Origin of the sequence: Mesorhizobium sp. M1C.F.Ca.ET.210.01.1.1 (assembly GCF_004791585.1) — a bacterium.
In the GTDB taxonomy this organism is placed as follows: domain Bacteria; phylum Pseudomonadota; class Alphaproteobacteria; order Rhizobiales; family Rhizobiaceae; genus Mesorhizobium.
In genome coordinates this window covers 241,284-258,440 of the sequence record NZ_SRUU01000002.1, presented here as the reverse complement: position 1 = coordinate 258,440, position 17,157 = coordinate 241,284, and the positions used below count along the sequence as shown (strand labels likewise).

The 17,157-nt window shown below is 65.1% G+C and carries 18 protein-coding genes; 10 read left to right on the top strand and 8 right to left on the bottom strand.

The genetic code is table 11. From position 1 onward, the window contains the following. The first annotated feature begins 27 nt into the window (after positions 1-27). The 3 genes from EN853_RS03350 to EN853_RS03340 all read left to right on the top strand — a co-directional run bounded on the left by EN853_RS03350 (position 28) and on the right by EN853_RS03340 (position 2,214). Positions 28-627, top strand: a complete 600-nt coding sequence (locus tag EN853_RS03350) for a methyltransferase domain-containing protein (protein WP_127857848.1) — start codon at positions 28-30, stop codon at positions 625-627. Continuing rightward, on the top strand, positions 624-1,241 hold the full coding sequence (locus EN853_RS03345; RefSeq protein ID WP_127857847.1) for a DedA family protein: 618 nt from the start codon (positions 624-626) through the stop codon (positions 1,239-1,241). Before EN853_RS03350 ends, EN853_RS03345 begins: the two co-directional genes overlap by 4 nt. 67 nt (positions 1,242-1,308) lie before the next feature. Then, positions 1,309-2,214, top strand: a complete 906-nt coding sequence (locus EN853_RS03340) for a LysR substrate-binding domain-containing protein (RefSeq protein WP_127857964.1) — start codon at positions 1,309-1,311, stop codon at positions 2,212-2,214. A gap of 12 nt (positions 2,215-2,226) precedes the next feature. Here EN853_RS03340 and EN853_RS03335 read toward each other — a convergent pair whose 3' ends face one another. Further along, the gene (locus EN853_RS03335; RefSeq protein WP_127857846.1) at positions 2,227-2,709 is read right to left on the bottom strand and encodes a helix-turn-helix domain-containing protein; all 483 of its coding nucleotides are present in this window, start codon (positions 2,707-2,709) and stop codon (positions 2,227-2,229) included. A 75-nt stretch (positions 2,710-2,784) separates the two neighbouring features. Here EN853_RS03335 and EN853_RS03330 point away from each other — a divergent pair, with 75 nt between their 5' ends. From EN853_RS03330 to EN853_RS03300, 7 genes are all read left to right on the top strand, one after another. Continuing rightward, positions 2,785-3,630, top strand: a complete 846-nt coding sequence (locus EN853_RS03330; RefSeq protein WP_127857845.1) for a class I SAM-dependent methyltransferase — start codon at positions 2,785-2,787, stop codon at positions 3,628-3,630. 207 nt (positions 3,631-3,837) lie between these two features. Continuing rightward, on the top strand, positions 3,838-4,992 hold the full coding sequence (locus EN853_RS03325) for an ABC transporter substrate-binding protein (protein ID WP_127857963.1): 1,155 nt from the start codon (positions 3,838-3,840) through the stop codon (positions 4,990-4,992). Positions 4,993-5,134: 142 nt separating this feature from the next. Then, a complete protein-coding gene (locus EN853_RS03320; protein ID WP_127857844.1) occupies positions 5,135-6,133 on the top strand; it encodes an ABC transporter ATP-binding protein in 999 nt (332 codons plus the stop codon). 14 nt (positions 6,134-6,147) lie between these two features. Then, positions 6,148-7,098, top strand: coding sequence for an ABC transporter permease (locus tag EN853_RS03315; RefSeq protein WP_189343858.1), 951 nt, complete (start codon positions 6,148-6,150; stop codon positions 7,096-7,098). Next, a complete protein-coding gene (locus EN853_RS03310; RefSeq protein ID WP_127857842.1) occupies positions 7,088-7,903 on the top strand; it encodes an ABC transporter permease in 816 nt (271 codons plus the stop codon). Before EN853_RS03315 ends, EN853_RS03310 begins: the two co-directional genes overlap by 11 nt. A 25-nt stretch (positions 7,904-7,928) precedes the next feature. After that, complete coding sequence (locus EN853_RS03305; protein WP_127857841.1) at positions 7,929-9,356, top strand: gamma-aminobutyraldehyde dehydrogenase; 1,428 nt, start codon at positions 7,929-7,931, stop codon at positions 9,354-9,356. 44 nt (positions 9,357-9,400) lie between these two features. Then, the gene (locus EN853_RS03300; RefSeq protein ID WP_127857840.1) at positions 9,401-9,886 is read left to right on the top strand and encodes an ester cyclase; all 486 of its coding nucleotides are present in this window, start codon (positions 9,401-9,403) and stop codon (positions 9,884-9,886) included. A gap of 152 nt (positions 9,887-10,038) precedes the next feature. Here the strand turns inward: EN853_RS03300 and EN853_RS03295 are convergent, their stop codons facing one another. From EN853_RS03295 to fdhF, 7 genes are all read right to left on the bottom strand, one after another. Next, on the bottom strand, positions 10,039-10,353 hold the full coding sequence (locus tag EN853_RS03295) for a hypothetical protein (RefSeq protein WP_127857839.1): 315 nt from the start codon (positions 10,351-10,353) through the stop codon (positions 10,039-10,041). Between the two features lie 43 nt (positions 10,354-10,396). Beyond that, the gene (locus tag EN853_RS03290; protein WP_127857838.1) at positions 10,397-10,759 is read right to left on the bottom strand and encodes a nuclear transport factor 2 family protein; all 363 of its coding nucleotides are present in this window, start codon (positions 10,757-10,759) and stop codon (positions 10,397-10,399) included. A gap of 79 nt (positions 10,760-10,838) precedes the next feature. Then, the gene (locus EN853_RS03285) at positions 10,839-11,312 is read right to left on the bottom strand and encodes a carboxymuconolactone decarboxylase family protein (protein ID WP_127857837.1); all 474 of its coding nucleotides are present in this window, start codon (positions 11,310-11,312) and stop codon (positions 10,839-10,841) included. 108 nt (positions 11,313-11,420) lie between these two features. Continuing rightward, on the bottom strand, positions 11,421-12,974 hold the full coding sequence (locus EN853_RS03280; RefSeq protein WP_127857836.1) for an alpha/beta fold hydrolase: 1,554 nt from the start codon (positions 12,972-12,974) through the stop codon (positions 11,421-11,423). Between the two features lie 122 nt (positions 12,975-13,096). After that, complete coding sequence (locus EN853_RS03275; protein WP_127857835.1) at positions 13,097-13,411, bottom strand: formate dehydrogenase subunit delta; 315 nt, start codon at positions 13,409-13,411, stop codon at positions 13,097-13,099. After that, positions 13,401-14,231, bottom strand: coding sequence for a formate dehydrogenase accessory sulfurtransferase FdhD (gene fdhD / locus EN853_RS03270; protein ID WP_127857834.1), 831 nt, complete (start codon positions 14,229-14,231; stop codon positions 13,401-13,403). Before fdhD ends, EN853_RS03275 begins: the two co-directional genes overlap by 11 nt. A gap of 3 nt (positions 14,232-14,234) precedes the next feature. Then, positions 14,235-17,147, bottom strand: coding sequence for a formate dehydrogenase subunit alpha (gene fdhF, locus EN853_RS03265; protein WP_127857833.1), 2,913 nt, complete (start codon positions 17,145-17,147; stop codon positions 14,235-14,237). Between the last annotated feature and the right edge of the window lie 10 nt (positions 17,148-17,157).

Sequence of the window (17,157 nt, the reverse complement as noted above, 5' to 3'; positions counted from 1 at the left end):
AATCGCCCGCACAGAAATGAGGTCAATATGCTTGCAAATGACGCTTTGTCTTTCCTCAGGGCCTGGACGCTGGCGCCATTCCGGGTCGGCTCTGTCGCGCCCTCCAGCCCCAGCCTCGCGTCGCTGATCACCCGCGAGATCGGCCCCGAGACGGGGCCGGTGCTGGAGCTCGGACCGGGCACGGGTCCGTTCACGCGCGCATTGCTGGCGCGCGGCGTTCAGGAACGGAACCTGACGCTGGTCGAGGCCGATCCGGACTTCGCCTCTTTGCTGACGCGCCGCTTCCCGGCTGCCCGCATATTCGAAATGGATGCGGTCGGCCTGCGCCACCTGACGCTGTTCGACGGCCCGGTCGTCGGCGCGGCGGTCAGCGGGCTGCCGTTCCGGCTGATATCGCCGCGCAGAACCTTCGCGATACTGGAAGGTGTCTTTGCCAATCTACGGCCGGGCGGGGCACTTTACCAGTTTACGTTCGGCGGCCGTTGCCCCTTCGATCAGACGATCCTCGACAGGCTCGACCTGGAGGCGGTGCGCATCGGCCGCACGTTCCGCAACTTCCCGCCGGCGACGGTCTACCGGGTTTCCAGGATCAAGAACCTCAGCACCTATGACTGGCGCTTCTCATGACCGATCCTTTGTCGGCGTTGCTGGGCCTTGGCCTGTTCGGCGCCGCCTGCCTTGCATTCGCCGAAAGGATCCTGCCCGCGCCGCCGTCGCATGTGCTGCTGCTGTTCCTGGGCATGACCAGGGTTCCGGACCTTGCGATGCTCGGCATCTTGCTGGCGGTGACGACGTTCGGGTCCATGACGGGCTGCCTGTTCTGGTACGCGATGGGGCGCTGGCTGGGGCCGGCGCGTGCCGACGCGCTAGTCGGACGTTTCGGCAGATACATGTTTCTTCGCCACGCCACCTATGCCGGCCTCGCCCGAGCCTACCGCCGCAACCACGTCAGGGCCTCGCTCGTCGCGCAGTTCGTGCCCACCGTGCGCAACTATCTGCCCGTCCTGGCCGGCGCGTTGCGCCTCTCGGCCATGCCGTTCGCCCTTGCCACGCTGCTTGGTGCGACCATTTGGAACAGCGGATTTCTGATCGCGGGCTATTCGATGCGCGACAGCGGCCACGACTTGCTTGCCGTCGCCTTTCGCATCATCGTCATCGTTGTTCTCCTGGAAATGACGGCGCTGCTTGGGCTGCGCTACCGGCACCTGTGGTGGTCGCGCTTCGGATCGGCGCGTGGCTAGACCTGGACAAAGCGGACAAGGGCGCGACCAGCTTTTCTTCTACGCTGCGTCAGTGTTTAGTCCGCCAATGGCCTTCACCATCCGTCAGCTCCAGTTCTTTGTCGCCGTCGCCGAGCAGGGCACGGTGTCGGGCGCCGCGCAGAACCTCTCCATCTCGCAATCCTCGGTCACAGAGGCGATCAAGGAGCTGGAGAGCGATCTCGGCGTCGAATTGTTCGAGCGCCATCCGCGGGGCTTGAACATCACCCACAAGGGCCACCAGTTCCTGCGCCACGCCACCAAGATCCTGGCCGATGTCTCCGACGCGCGCCGCGCCTTCCTCGGCGACCAGCTGACGGCCGGCGGACGGCTGCAGCTCGGCGTCACCTCGTTGGTTGCCGGCTATGTGCTCTCCGATCTGCTGGCCCGCTACCGCCGCGCCTATCCGAGCGTCGAGGTTTCGGCCATAGAGGACAATGGCGACTATCTCGAGCACCTCCTGGTCGGCGGCAAGCTCGACATCGCCGTCATGGTCACCTCCAACCTGCGCGACCGCACTGCGCTGCAGTCCGAGATCCTCGAGGTCTCCGCTTACCGGCTCTGGCTGCCGCTCAGCCACAAGCTCGCCAGCGCCGACATCATTTCGATCGGCGATATCGCGTCCGAGCCGCTGATCATGCTGACCGTCGACGAGATCGAGGAGAACACCGGCAAGCTCTTGTCGGCGATCGGCGCGAGACCCCATGTCGCATTCCGCACCCGCTCGGTCGAAGCCGTGCGCAGCCTGGTCGCCACCGGTGCCGGCGTGGCACTCTTGCCCGATCTCGTCTACCGCCCCTGGTCGCTCGAAGGCGACCGCATCGAATCCCGCGATATTTCCGGGTCGCTTCCGGTCGTCCAGGTCGGCATGGTCTGGCGCCGCGGTTCCAGCCTGCCGCAGGCCGCGCGCGACTTCATCGGCCTTGCCCAGTCGCAGCGCACGGTTCGCCGATAGCTCTGGCGTGGCCTACTCCGGGCTGACGTCGCCAGACTTGCGCTTGCGCCCTGTGACGGAAACCACCTCCGCCTTGAACGGCCCGATCGGCGCAACCTCGAAGCGCCCGGCGCCGGCAAGCCTGACGGCTCGGCGGAACGTCGGACACTCCATTGGCCGGGCGGCCGGACATCGGGCGGCGTGACGCAAAGCCTCTCGGATCGCCGTCAGGCGCCGGATGGTATTGTCCAGTTCGTTCGCCTTGGCATCCAGGCGCCGTTGATCCATTTTCGGCAGGCCGTCGGGCGTCAGCATCGCGGAAATCTCGTCCAGTGCGAATCCACCAGCGCGTCCAAGCGCGATCATGGCGAGCCGTTCCAGGATGGCCGGATCGAACAGACGGCGCAGGCCGCGACGGCCGATCGAGGCAATCAGGCCTTTCTCCTCGTAGTAGCGAAGTGTCGAGGCGGGCACGCCGGTGCGGCGCGACACCTCGACAATGTCCATATCTTTCATGCTTGACCTCAAGTCGGCTTGAACTCGTAGAGTGCTTGCGACGATCGGTAAGAGCAATAGAAAGCGAGGTCCGTTATGCCGCAATCCGCGCAGCCAAACACACGGCAAGCCGCGCTCTGGAACGACGTCAGCGGAAAGGCCTGGGTCGAGCTGCGGCCGATCCTCGACGAAGTACTGGCGCCGTTCGAGGGGCTGGTCGTGGATGCCGGCTATCCCGGGGAAGGAGGCGATGTCCTGGACATCGGCTGCGGCGCCGGCGCCACAACTCTGGCGATGGCGCGCCGCGTTGGCAACGACGGACGTTGTGTTGGGCTCGACATCTCGCGGGCGCTTGTCGCACTGGCGTCGGAGCGGGCGCGGGTGGAAAAGGTAGCGAACGCAAGTTTTGAAGTGGGCGATGCCCAGGCGTATGCGTTCGAATCCGGGCACTTCGACGCTGTTGTCTCGCGCTTTGGTGTCATGTTTTTCGATGATCCCGTGGCCGCGTTCACCAACATAAGACAGGCAGCAAGGTGCAGTGGCAAACTCGCCTTTGTTGCTTGGCGCAGTCCGGTTGAGAATGATTTCATGACGACCGCCGCGCGGGCGGCTGCGCATTTCCTTCTGCCCGCACCTTTGCCAGACCCGGACGCGCCAGGGCAGTTTGCCTTTGCCGACGGCGCCAAGGTGAAGCGGATCCTTGAAGCGAGTGGCTGGTCGTCAATCGAAGTCGCAAAGGCGGACGTCCTTTGTCGGATCGCCGAAGGCGATCTGATGACATATATTACCCGGCTAGGGCCGCTCGGCGCCGCCCTGCGCGAGGTTGACCAGGCAACGGCCGAAAAAATCACCACGGTGTTGCCTGCTGCGTTTGCGCCTTTCGTCGAGGAAGGCGAGGCTCGCTTCAATGCCGCTTGCTGGCTGGTGACGGCGCTGGCTTGAAGGGAGAAATATCGGAAAAACCGATATCGGCTTTCTGATAAATGAATTTGCGAAACCGGATTTTTCACAGCACTTTCCGCACAGGGAACAAAGCTGCTCGGGAACGCGGCTGGCCGGGCACATGATGCTCTGGCGTTCGGGTTTGCGCATGGTCCATTCCGAAACCGAACCGGCTTCGGGGTCATGCGCGCAAATGGGAGATCGATGATGAATGCATTCCTGAAGTCATGCACGGCGTTGACGGTTGCGCTGACCTTTTCGGGTCAGGCAATCGCCCAGGTCAAGGAGCTCGGCAAGGGCGAGGGCGAGCTGAACATCGTCGCCTGGCCGGGCTATATCGAGCGCGGCGAGACCGACAAGAACTATGACTGGGTGACGGCCTTCGAGAAGGAGACCGGCTGCAAGGTCAACGTCAAGACCGCCAACACGTCGGACGAGATGGTCTCGCTGATGAACGAAGGCGGCTTCGATCTCGTCACAGCTTCGGGGGATGCTTCGCTGCGCCTGGTCGCCGGCAAGCGCGTGCAGCCGATCAATACCGATCTCATCAAGAGCTGGAAGACGGTCGACGACCGCCTGAAGGACGCGCCCTGGTTCACCGTCGACAAGGTGCACTACGGCGTTCCCTACCAGTGGGGGCCGAACATCCTGATGTACAACACCGATGTCTTCAAGGAAGCGCCCAAGAGCTGGAACGTCGTCTTCGAGGAGATGAAGCTGCCCGACGGGAAGTCGAACAAGGGCCGCGTCCAGGCCTATGACGGGCCGATCCATATCGCGGATGCCGCCAACTACCTGATGTTCCACAAGCCGGAGCTCGGCATCAAGGACCCCTACGAACTCAGCGAAGACCAGTACAAGGCGGCGCTCGAACTGCTGCGCACCCAGCGCACGCTGGTCGGCCGTTACTGGCATGACGCCGCCATCCAGGTCGACGACTTCCAGAACGAAGGCGTCGTCGCCTCTGGCTCGTGGCCCTACCAGGTGAACACGCTGGTCGCCGCCAAGAAGCCGGTCGCCTCGACCGTGCCGGAAGAGGGCGTCACCGGCTGGGCCGACACTACCATGATGGAAGCCGACGCCGCCCACCCGAACTGCGCCTATATGTGGATCGAGCACTCGCTGTCGCCCAAGGTCCAGGGCGATGTGTCGTCCTGGTTCGGCTCGCTGCCGGTCGTGCCCGCCGCCTGCAAGGGCAATGAACTGCTCGGCGACGAGGGCTGCAAGACCAACGGCTACGACAATTTCGAGAAGATCAAGTTCTGGAAGACGCCGGTGTCGAAATGCGCCAGCCAGAACGACCAGTGCGTGCCTTACTATCGCTGGGTGTCGGATTACATCGGCGTCATCGGCGGGCGGTGAGTTTCTAAACCCTCCCTCTCACGGGGAGGGTCGACACACGGCGTCGGGGTGGGGGCAACCCCACCCGCGGCTTCCCCGCAAGGGGAGGCAGGGCGTCGTGCGAACCCGCCTTCGCTGACCCGGTAACTGACTAACAGGACCCATGACCTCCGCCGTTTCCTTCAAACAAGTCTCGCGCCATTTCGGCAGCGTGCGCGCGGTCGACGCGGTCGATCTCGAGATCGTGCCGGGCGAATTCTTCGCCATGCTCGGGCCGTCCGGCTCCGGCAAGACGACCTGCCTGCGCCTGATCGCCGGCTTCGAGCAGCCGACGTCCGGCTCGATCTCGATCTTCGGCGAGCGCGCCGGGGGCGTCCCGCCCTATCGCCGCAACGTCAACACCGTCTTCCAGGACTACGCGCTGTTTCCACATCTCAACGTGCTGGACAACGTCGCTTACGGCCTGATGGTCAAGGGCGTCGGCAAGGCGGAGAGATTGAAGGCGGCGGAAGAGGCGTTGTCGATGGTCCGGCTTCCGGGCTACGGCGCCCGCCGCCCCGGCCAGCTCTCCGGCGGCCAGCGCCAGCGCGTCGCGCTTGCCCGCGCCCTGGTCAATCAGCCCAAGGTGCTGCTGCTCGACGAGCCGCTCGGCGCGCTCGACCTCAAGCTGCGCGAGAACATGCAGGAAGAGCTGAAGTCGCTGCAGAAGGTGCTCGGCATCACCTTCGTCTTCGTCACCCACGACCAGGGCGAGGCGCTCTCCATGGCCGACCGCGTTGCCGTCTTCAACGACGGCAGGATCATGCAGGTCGGTACGCCGGAGGATATCTACCAGCGGCCGAAGACGCGCTTCGTCGCCGACTTCGTCGGCTCCTCCAACGTGCTGCCGCCGGATTTCGTCCAGCGCTACTCCGGCCAGCACCGCTGGGGCAGCCTGCGCCCCGAATCCATCCGCGTTTCGGGCGCGACGAGCGGCGACGGCGTCGCCGCCCGCCTGGTCGGGACCAACTATCTCGGCGCCACGACCAGGCTGGCGCTCGATGTCGATGGGCTCAGGCTCCACGCCATGGTGCCGGCCGGCACGGCGCTGCCGGCGGAGGGTGAAGCCGTCACGCTCACCTTCAACCGCGAGCACCTGCATCTGATGGACGAGCCGGCATGAGCCTCGATGCCGCCATGCCACGCGCCACGGCGCCCGCCATCCTGCCGGGCAGCGGCGGCCTGCGCGGCGCGTTCTCCGACCTCTTCTGGCGCCGGCCGAAACTCCTGTTGCTCCTGATGCTGCTGCCGCCGGTGCTGTGGCTCGGCATCGTCTACATCGGCTCGCTGTTCGCGCTGCTTTTGCAGAGCTTCTTCTCGATCGACGAGTTCTCCGGCCTCATCAACCGGGAGTTCACGCTGAAGACCTATGGCGACCTGTTGCAGGCGGCCAATCTCGACATCATCCTGCGCACGGTGACGATGGCCGCACTCGTCACGCTGGCCTCCGCAGTCATCGCCTTTCCGATCGCCTACTATGCGGCGCGCTATGCGCGCGGCCGCTGGAAGGCGCTGTTCTATCTCGGCGTCATGCTGCCGCTGTGGTCGAGCTACCTGGTCAAGGTCTATGCCTGGAAGCTCATCCTCGCCAAGGAAGGCATCCTTACCTGGCTGCTCGGCAAGCTGAACCTATTGTGGGTGCTCGATGGCTGGCTTTCGCTGCCCATCGTCGGCGGCAACTCGCTCTCTGTGTCCTTCACCGGCACCTTCATCGTCTTCGTCTATGTCTGGCTGCCCTTCATGATCCTGCCGGTGCAAGCGGCCTTGGAGCGCGTGCCCGGCAATCTTGTCGAAGCCTCGTCCGATCTCGGCGCCTCGCCCGGCCAGACCTTCAGCAACGTGCTGTTCCCGCTGGCGCTGCCCGGCATCGTCGCCGGCTCGATCTTCACCTTCTCGCTGACGCTCGGCGACTACATCATCCCGCAGATCATCGGCACCTCGCGCCTGTTCATCGGCCAGGCCGTCTATTCGCAGCAGGGCACCGCCGGCAACATCCCTTTAGCCGCCGCCTTCACTGTCGTGCCGATCGTCATCATGGGCTTCTACCTCTGGGGCGCCAAGCGCATGGGGGCCTTCGATGCGCTCTGACCGTGGCCAGTCCGCTCCGCTCGGCCTGAAAATCGCCGCAGCCTGCGGCCTGCTCTTCCTGCACCTGCCGATCCTCTTGATCTTCGTCTATGCCTTCACCACCGAGGAGAAGAGCTTCGTCTGGCCGCCGCCGGGGCTCACCACCCAATGGTTCGCCGTGACCTGGAACCGGCCGGACGTGTGGGAGGCACTGTCGCTGTCGATCCGCGTCGCCGCCATCTCGACGGCGATCGCGCTGGTGCTCGGCACGCTCTGCGCTGCCGCGGTTTCGCAAACCCGCTTCTTCGGCCGCGAGACCATCTCGCTGCTCGTTATCCTGCCGATCGCTCTGCCCGGCATCATCACCGGCATTGCGCTGCGCTCCGCCTTCGCGCTCGCCGACATCCCGTTCTCGTTCTGGACGATCGTGCTCGGCCACGCCACCTTCTGCGTGGTCGTGGTCTACAACAATGCCGTCGCCCGCTTCCGCCGCACGTCCGGGTCGATGATCGAGGCCTCGATGGATCTCGGCGCCGACGGTTTCCAGACGTTCAGGCATGTGGTGCTGCCCAACATCGCCACAGCACTCCTTGCCGGCGGCATGCTCGCGTTCGCGCTGTCCTTCGACGAGGTCATCGTCACCACCTTCACCGCCGGCCAGCAGCAGACCGTACCGATCTGGATGCTGGAAGAACTGATCCGTCCGCGCCAGCGCCCGGTCACCAATGTCGTGGCTATGGTCGTCGTGCTGGTGACGCTGCTGCCGATCCTTCTCGCCTATTACCTGACCCGCGACGGCGACCAGATCGCCGGTTCGGGCAAATAACTAAGTTCGTAAGGGAGTGACGTCCATGGACACCCAGATGCTGCTCGGCTCGAAATTCCAGAAGGGCACTGAAACCGAGGAGCCGATCCTCAATCCGAAGACCGGGGCGACCATTCTCAACCTACCGGAAGCGAGCCCGGCGCAGATCGATGCCGCGGTGCTGGCAGCCGAAAAAGCCTTCGCCAGCTGGTCGCGCACCACGCCGGCGCAGCGTTCGGGCTATCTTCTGAAGATCGCCGACCGCATCGAGGCCGAGGCAAAGGAATTCGCCGCGCTCGAGGCGCTGAACTGCGGCAAGCCGATCAACGCTGTGCTCAATGACGAGATCCCGGCGATCGTCGACTGCTACCGCTTCTTCGCCGGCGCGGTCCGTTCCATGCCCGGCCAGGTGGCCGGCGAATATCTGCCCGGTCACACTTCCATGGTCCGGCGCGATCCGATCGGCATCGTCGCCTCGATCGCGCCGTGGAACTATCCGCTGATGATGATGGCCTGGAAGCTGGCGCCGGCGATCGGCGGCGGCAACACGGTCGTCTTCAAACCGTCCGAGCAGACGCCGCTGACGGCACTGAAGCTGGCAAAGATCCTGTCGGAGATCCTGCCCGAGGGCGTCGTCAACGTTGTTCTCGGCCGCGGCGAGAGCGTCGGCAACACGCTGATCAATCACCCGAAGGTCAACATGATCTCGATCACCGGCGACGTCGCTACCGGTAAGAAGGTGCTGCAGGCGGCCGCCAAGTCGGTCAAGCGCACGCATCTCGAACTCGGCGGCAAGGCGCCGGTTGTCGTCTTCGACGACGCCGACCTCGGCGCCGTGGTGGGTGGCCTGCGCGCCTTCGGCTATTACAATGCAGGCCAGGACTGCACCGCGGCCTGCCGCATCTATGCCGGCAAGAAGATCTACGACAAGCTGGTCGCCGATCTCTCCTCGGCGGTCTCGACCATCAGGTACAATTTGCCAGACGACACCGAGAACGAGATCGGGCCGCTGATCTCGCGCCGCCAGCGCGATCGCGTGTCGAGCTTCGTCGAGCGCGCCTCGGAGCTGAAGCACATCGAGATCACCACCGGCGGCAAGCCGGGCGAGGGCTCGGGCTTCTACTACCAGCCGACGGTCGTCGCCGGCGCACTGCAGGAAGACGAGATCGTGCGCCGTGAGGTGTTCGGCCCGGTCGTCTCGATCACTCGTTTCTCGGAGGTCGATGAAGCGGTGAACTGGGCCAACGACAGCGACTACGGCCTTGCTTCGTCGGTTTGGACCAAGGACGTCTCGCGCGCCATGACGACGGCCGCCCGCCTGCAATATGGCTGCACCTGGATCAACACCCACTTCATGCTGACCAACGAGATGCCGCATGGCGGACTGAAACAGTCCGGCTACGGCAAGGACATGTCGCTCTACGCGCTGGAGGATTACACCGCCGTTCGCCACGTGATGGTGGCGCACGGCTAAGCACAGGAAGGAAGGCAAGCATTCAACCTGGGAGGAAAACAACAATGCAACGCCGCCAGTTTCTGACATCAGCAGCCGTCGCCGCCACGCTTCTCGCTGTGGCGCCGTCCTTTGCTGCCGACACCGCGCAGTCGGTGGTCGAGGCCTATGTCGCAGCCTGGAACGCGCATGACTCGGCCAAGGCCGCCGGCTACTTCGCCGACGACGTCACCTATTACGACGCGTCCGTAGGCAAGCCGGTGGCGGGCAAGGACGCCGCCAAGACCGGCGTCATCGACAACTTCCTCAAGGCCGTCCCCGACGCCGTCTGGACGATGAAGGGCAAGCCGTTGGTCGACGGCGACCGCGTCTCTTTCGAATGGGAGTTCTCCGGCACCAACACGGGCGCCTGGGGAGACGGAACCGCCGCGACCGGCAAGAAATTCTCCTTCACCGGCGCCTCGATGTTCCAGGTCAAGGACGGCAAGATCGCGACCCAGAGCGACTATTACGACGCACTCGGCTTCTACAAGCAGCTTGGCCTGATGTAGGCCGCGGTGGCTTATCCTTCTCCCCGCTCCACGGGGAGAAGGTGGCCCGAAGGGCCGGATGAGGGCGGCGCAAACCTTGCGGAGGCTGGCTCTACCCCTCATCTGGCTGCCGCCATCTTCTCCCCGTGAAACGGGGAGAAGAACGCAGGCCATTACTCGACGATGCGGTAGATATTCCACAGGCTGGTGCCGGACACGACATAGGGCTCCAGCTCCTTGCCCCATTTGGCGTGCGCGTCGATCTTCGCGATCTTGGCGAAGAACGCCTCCAACTGGGCCAGGCTTTCGACCTGGTGGTGGGCTTCGATCGTCGCTTCGCGCGCGCCGACAGAACCGGTCATGAGTTGGAACTTCAGGTCGGCGAGCCCGACCTGCGAGCCGATCTCGCGCTCCCATTTCCGCATCAGCTCGAGCGCGGTCTGCTTGTGACCGAACCTGGCGTCGATCTGCCATCTTGCGCTGAACATCTTGGTTCTCCTCCCTGTTTCGCAGATAAAGTCCGTTCTTGACCTACTCGTCCCAGGCCTGCACGACCGTCTGCCGCGCGATGCGGCCGTTCTTCAGCTCCAGCATCGCAGCGCAGAACACCTTCGTGCCGTCCGGATAGGCGCAGGCCTGGGTGAAGGCGAGGCTGTCGCCCTCGGCGATGGTGGTATCGACCTTATGGATCATCGCCCGGCTGCAGATGTCGTCCCAGAAGGTGCTGATGGCCGCACGGCCACGGATCTCGCGCGGCTTGCTCGGCGGATTGTTGCGGTCGATCACCCGTACGACCGCATCGTCGCTGTAGAAGCTCGACAGCATCTTGCCGTCGCGGCCTTCGATCGCCTTCTTGATCGCTGCGCCGTCCACGGTCTGCGTCTTGGTCAGCATTTCATCCTCCATGTGCCCGTTCTTCGGGCGGTTGATGGGCGAAACCCCGCCCGGCGGAACATCGCCGGGCAGGAGCTTCTCACTGCGACTTCGCCTTGACGGCCGCGAACAGGTCGTCGGTCTGCTTCTTGAAGGTGGCGAGGTCGACCTGGCTGCCGTTGAGCATGGTCGACCAGTGGCGCACGATCGCCGCCATCGCCACCGCCTCCTTGATCTCCTCGTCGCTCGCGCCGTTGGCCTTGGCCGCCAGCGTGTGGAAATAGATGCAGTACTGGCAGGGGATCTGCGAAGCGACCGCCAGGCCCATCAGTTCCTTGGTCTTGCCGTCAAGCGCTGTCTTGGGATTGAGCTGCACGCCCTTGATCTCGGCCCAGGCGCCGGCAACGGCGACGTCCGGCAGCGTCTTGAACATGTCGGGCACCGAGCCGAGCGTTGCCTGGATGTCCTTGTAGGCGGTGGTGGCGGAAGCGTCTTCGGCCCGCACCGGGGTGATGGCCAGCAACGCGCCTGCAGCAAATGCCAGCAATCCGATCCTGCCTTTCAGTGTCAGCATTTCATCCTCCATTCGCAGTGCCCTCACGGCGACATCGCCCTGGCCTGCATGGGAGAATTCGTAATCCTCAAGCGGCCTTCACCGCTTCGCTCGAAAGCGCCATGGCTCTCATGGCCCGTCCGGGCCAGCATGCCTGGCCGAAAAGGCCGCCGCAGCCGCCCGCGACGGCAGGTCGAGCTTGAGCAATATGTTGGCGACGTGCCGCTTGACCGTATGCTCGCTGAGCTTCAGCTCGGCGGCGATCGCCGCATTGCTCATGCCGTCCGCGATCAGGCTCACCACCTCGCTCTCCCGCGCCGTCAGCGCCGCCGGCTCCATGGCCTTGGGTTTGGGGCGGCAGGCCGGTTCCAGATGCTGTTCCGACGTCGCCTGGACCACCGGCAGCGGCTCGCCCAGCTCGTCAAGACTGATGCGGCCGGCATCGGCGAAATGCAGGCCGGAGCCGATCGCAAGTTCGGCGACCAGTCGCGAAGCCAGGATATCGCCGCGTCCGGCATTGGTTGCGAGCTGCATGGCAACTCGCGCCGTCAGGCCGGCCGGCGCGCCGCGCATCTCGATCTCGCCGACATGCACCCCTTGAGCGCTCGCCACGCCGATCTGCTGCGCCGCGTCGCGCAGCGCCGCCGCGCAGCGAATTGCGCGCGCCGGTCCGTCGAAGCGTGACATCATCAATTCACCCTGCGTGCCGGCGACACGCCCGCCGTGGCGACCGACCAGCAGCCGCCATGTCTCCTGGAAGCGCTGGCTCCGCTCGCTCCACATGCGGTCGCCGAGCTTGGCCGTGTCATAGATGCGCGTCACCAGCAGCGCTGCCAGCACGCGCTCGGTGTCTGCGACCGCCGGCTGGCCGGTCAGGAACTCCTCGATCAGGTCGGCCACGCGGTCGACATCCCCGGTCCAGATCGGGTGGTCTCGCCCGGGTATCTCGACCAGGCGTGCGTCATGGATCTTCCTGGCGAGGAAGCGGCTGGCCTCCGGGTCGACGCGCGTGTCGTTGCGGCGATGAATGAGCAGCGTCGGCGCGGCGATTGTGGAGAGAATGCCGCGCACGTCGATCCCGGCATTCATGCGCGCAAGGGAAGCCGCGGCGGTCGGGCTGGCCGACAGCCGCTCGAACCGTCCCCACCATTGGGCAAAATACAGGTCGTCCACCCGACCCGGCGCGAAATTGGGCAAGGTCGCACCGGTGCCCCATGAGGTTTCCACCGTTTCGATGAAGGCCTCCAGGCGCTCCGGCGGCATCACCCATTTGTGGAAATGCGCATAACCGCCATAAAGCACGAGTGCCCGCGTCCGCTCCGGATAGGTTGCGGCGAACAGCATCGCCATCGGCGCGCCTTCCGAGGCTCCAAGCAGCGCCGCGCGGCCGCTGCCGGCGGCGTCCATCACCGCGCGCACGTCGTCCATGCGGGTCTCCAGGCTGGGCAGGTGACGGCTGTCGACGCGGTCGGAAAGCCCGGTGCCGCGCTTGTCGAACAGGATCAGCCGCGAGAAGGTGGAGAGCCGTTTCAAGAGGCGGCTGTAGCCTTCGTCTTCCCACTGCAAGTCGAGATTGGAGATGAAGCCCGGCACGAAGACGAGATCGAACGAGCCTTGGCCGATCACCTGATAGGCGATCCGCACATCGCCGCTGCGGGCGTATCTGGTCTCGATCGGCCTCACGCAAGCTACCCCGCCCGGCCAGACGACTTCCTGTCGTCGACCATAGCAGAACGGTGCCGCTCAAGGCAGCCAAACTTTAGAGCTGAGGTGTAAGACCTTCGGCGCCGATGGCGCTTCCCGCGCTATTTGTGCGGAACGGCGCCCTCGGCCTCCGCCGGCCTTGCGTAGCCGAGGCTCTTGTCGGCCTGTTCGGGCGTCAGCGGCCGCTTGATCCTGGCCGAGGCGGCGATCACCAGATCGTCGAAATCCTCCGGGTCGCCGTCCAGCATTTCGAACAACTGCCGCCGCATCCTGGGGTCCCAGAATTTGTTGACGTGCTCGGCGACGCCGGTAATGCCTTCCTCACGCGGCTTCGAATGGAAGAAGGTGGCGATCTGGTTGGCCATGCGCACCAACTTTTCCCTGGTGCTGGTGATGTGGTCTTCGTCATGCGACATGCTTGGCAACTCCGGAAGCCACCCGGTCGGGGTGGGTGAAAACATCAAAATCGTCGCCGCGCACCAGCGCCACCAGCGTCATGCCGGCGGCCTCGGCCGTGCGGATGGCGAGTGCCGTCGGCGCCGAAACGGCCATGATGATCGGCGCGCCGATGGCGGCAGTCTTCTGCACCATCTCCACTGACACGCGCGAGGTCACCACGACGGCGCCGCTTGGGCCGTCGATGCCGGCTTTCGCCAGCGCGCCGGCCAGCTTGTCCAGCGCGTTGTGCCGGCCAACATCCTCGCGTGCCATCACGATGCCCTTGCCGGGCACGTAGAAACCTGCGGCATGCACCGCGCCGGTTTCCGTGTGCAGCGGCTGCAGCTTGGACAGCAGCTTGACCGAACGGGTGACGTCTTCGGCGTCAAGCGTAAGCTTTGACGAACCGACCGCATCGACCGAGCGCATCGCTTCCTCGATGGATTCGATGCCGCACAAGCCGCAGCCCACCGGTCCGGCAAGCCGGCGCCGCCGCGCCTCGAAACGCGTGTTGGCCTTGTCCTTCAGCCTTATCTGGATGTCGATGCCGGCACCGAGGTCCTCCACCTCGATCGCCTCGATCTCGTCCGCTGCGGAAACTATGCCCTCAGTCAGCGAGAAGCCGAGCGCGAAATCCTCGAAATCGGCGGGGCTCGCCATCATCACCGCATGCGTGGTGCCGGCATAGGAGAACGCCACCGGCGTCTCCTCCGGCACCATGCGGTTCGCGGCCGCGGTGCCGCCGGCACGGTGCGCCAGCCGCGAGATCTGCGTCGTGGCCTTGCGGCGCGCGACCAAGTCCTACTCCGCCGCCTGCAGCGGAGCGATGCGCCGGCTCTGCCGGGCCTGCTCGTTATAGTCCTTCTGCCAGTCGGTCGGGCCGTTGGACGGCGCCACCTGCACGGCGGTGACCTTGTATTCCGGACAGTTGGTCGCCCAGTCCGAGAAGTCGGTGGTGATCACGTTGGCCTGCGTGTCCGGGTGGTGGAAGGTCGTGTAGACGACGCCCGGCGAGACGCGGTCGGTGATCTGCGCGCGCAGCGTGGTCTCGCCGGAACGGCTCGCCAGCCGCACCCAGTCGCCGTCGCGGATGCCGCGGTTTTCGGCGTCGTGCGGATGGATCTCCAGCCGGTCTTCGGCATGCCACATGACGTTCTCGGTGCGCCTCGTCTGCGCGCCGACATTGTACTGCGACAGGATCCGGCCGGTGGTGAGCAGCAGCGGGTAGCGCGGTCCGGTCCGTTCGTCCGTCGCCACATATTCGGTGCGGATGAACTTGCCCTTGCCGCGCACGAAGCCGTCGACATGCATGATCGGCGTGCCGAGCGGCGACTTCTCGTTGCAGGGCCACTGCACCGATCCGACACGGTCGAGCAGGTCGAAGGAGACGCCGGCGAAGCTCGGCGTCGTCTTGGCGATCTCGTCCATGATCTGCGACGGATGCGTATAGTTCCAGTCGAGCCCGATGGCGCGTGCAAGTTCCTGCGTCGCCTCCCAGTCGGCGTAACGCGCCTTCGGCTCCAGCACCTTGCGCACCATGTTGATGCGGCGCTCGGCATTGGTGAAGGTGCCGTCCTTCTCGAGGAAGGTCGAGCCCGGCAGGAAGACATGCGCGTAGTTCGCCGTCTCGTTGAGGAAGAGGTCGTGCACGACGACGCATTCCATCGCGGCGAGGCCGGCGGCGACATGCTGGGTGTCGGGGTCGGACTGCAGGATGTCCTCACCCTGGATGTAGATGCCCTTGAACGAGCCGTCGACGGCGGCATCCAGCATGTTGGGGATGCGCAGGCCTGGTTCGTTGTCCAGCTTCACGCCCCACAGGCTCTCATAGATGTCGCGCACGGCCTCGCCCGAGATGTGGCGATAGCCGGGCAGCTCATGCGGGAAGGAACCCATGTCGCACGAGCCCTGCACATTGTTCTGGCCGCGCAGCGGGTTCACGCCGACGCCGGGGCGGCCGATATTGCCGGTGGCCATGGCAAGGTTGGCGATCGCCATCACCGTGGTCGAGCCCTGGCTGTGCTCGGTGACGCCAAGACCGTAATAGATCGCGCCATTGCCGCCCTTGGCGTAAAGCCTAGCCGCGCCGCGGATCAGTTCAGGATCGACGCCGGACAGCTTGCCGACGGTCTCGGGGCTGTTCTCCGGCAGGGCGACGAACGATGCCCAGTCCTGGAATTCGGCCCAGTCGCACCGCTCGCGGATGAAGGCTTCGTCGAACAGGCCCTCGGTGACGATGACATGCGCCAGCGCCGTCAGCACCGCGACATTGGTGCCGGGCTTCAGCGGCAGGTGGTAATCCGCCTCGACATGCGCCGACTTCACCATCTCGGTGCGGCGCGGATCGAGCACGATCAGCTTGGCGCCCTGGCGCAGCCGCTTCTTCAGCCGCGAGGCGAATACCGGGTGCGCCGACGCCGGATTGGCGCCGATGATGACGGCGACGTCGGTGAACTCGACCGAGTCGAAATCCTGCGTGCCGGCCGAGGTTCCGTAGGTCTGGCCGAGGCCGTAGCCGGTCGGCGAATGGCAGACGCGCGCGCAGGTGTCGACATTGTTGTTGCGGAAGCCCTGCCGCACCAGCTTCTGGACGAGATACGTCTCCTCGTTCGTGCAGCGCGACGAGGTGATGCCGCCGATCGAGCCGCGTCCATACTGATACTGGATGCGGCGGAATTCCTTGGCGGTATGGGCGATCGCCTCTTCCCAGCTCACTTCGCGCCACGGATCGCTGATCTTCTCGCGGATCATCGGCGACAGGATGCGGTCCTTGTGAGTGGCGTAGCCATAGGCGAAGCGGCCCTTCACGCAGGAATGGCCGTGGTTCGCCTTGCCGTCCTTGTAGGGCATCATGCGGATGACCTCGTCACCCTTCACCTCCGCCTTGAACGAGCAGCCGACGCCGCAATAGGCGCAGGTGGTGACGGCCGAGCGCTCCGGCATGCCCTTCTCGAGCACCGTCTTCTCGCGCAGCGCGTCGGTCGGGCAGGCCTGCACGCAGGCGCCGCAGGAGACGCATTCGGAAGCGATGAAATCCTCATGCATGCCGGCGACCATGCGCGACTCGAAGCCGCGTCCCTCGATGGTCAGCGCGAAGGTGCCCTGCACCTCCTCGCAGGCGCGCACGCAGCGCGAGCAGACGATGCACTGCGCCGGATCATAGGTGAAATAGGGGTTGGAGTCGTCGCGGGCGATATAGTCGACGGCCAGCGAGCCATGGCCGGGCGCAACGCCGCCTTCTTCCTTGACGTGGTTGCGGCCCTCGACGCCGTAGCGGTTCTCGGTCAGGCCGACCGACTTCGCCACCGCGTCGAACTCGCTGGCGCCGGTGCCGGCCTTCTCGTGCCAGCCGGTCGGGTGGTCGGAGACGTAGAGTTCCATGACGCCGCGGCGGATGGCGTCGAGCCGGTCGGACTGCGTGCGCACCACCATGCCTTCGCCGACCGGCGTCGTGCAGGACGCCGGCGTGCCGCCGCGGCCTTCGATCTCGACCAGGCAGACGCGGCAGGAGCCGAAGGAGTCCAGCATGTCGGTGGCGCACAGCTTCGGGATCTCGACCCCGCCTTCCATCGCCGCGCGCATGATCGAGGTGCCTTCCGGCACGGTAATGCTTTGCCCGTCGACGGTCAGCGTGACCTGCTTCGTCGCTTTCGACTCCGGCGTGCCGTAATCGATCTCTTCGATGAGCGTCGGGAAGTCGGCCTTGATGTTCATCTGCCAGCTC